The 805-nt window shown below is 40.4% G+C and carries 1 protein-coding gene; it reads left to right on the forward strand.

The window, feature by feature from the left end:
- Positions 1-805, forward strand: an 805-nt coding sequence (locus ACS8FD_RS19115; RefSeq protein WP_439277021.1) for a capsular polysaccharide export protein, LipB/KpsS family, incomplete at both ends; no start/stop codon positions are given.

Below are 805 nucleotides of genomic sequence, written 5' to 3' on the forward strand. Positions count from 1 at the left end.
TTTGCAAACTCAAGATATTCAAGTAAGTAAAATTAACTTCAATGCTGGTGATGCGTTTTTTTATCGTCATCCTAATGCTCATGATTATGTAGGGACTTTAGGGCAGTTTTCCTCTTGGTTACAAGCTTTTATTGAAGAGCACAGCATTGATGCGATTGTCTGCTTTGGTGATTGTCGCCCGCATCATACGCAAGCTGCCTGCTTGAGTGAAAAGTTAGGCATATCCTTTTTTGTGTTTGAAGAAGGCTATTTACGACCTGATTATATTACCCTACAAGAGCATGGTATCAATGGCTACTCACGCTTAAACATTGCCGATATTAAAGCACTCAAAAAAGCCAATGATAAACCGTTATACACGCACAATCGATTTTATCGATTAAGTGTTGCTGCTATCGTTTATTATATCGTTACCCGCCTATACAAGTCGCGTTATCCGCACTATTCACATTATCGCGGAATGACCGCATGGCAAGAAGCAATCGCTTGGTTAAAAGCGCCTTGGCGTAAATTGCGTGGGTATTTACCAGATAAGAAGCTACAAAACCATCTCGTCACTCACGCAGATAACAATTATTTTTTGGTCAGCTTGCAAGTACATAATGATTCGCAGATTACCCATCATAGTGGTTATCGTGATGTCGTGCAGTTCATAGACGAAGTTATTGCAAGCTTTGCAGACCATGCTGATACAAAGCAGATGCTCGTATTTAAGCATCATCCCTTAGACCGTGGCCATCGGGATTATCGCGAATTGGTAGCAAGCTTAGCAGCCCTTTATCAAATCAAATCAAGAGTATTTTAT

It is taken from the genome of Psychrobacter sp. 1U2 (assembly GCF_051847575.1).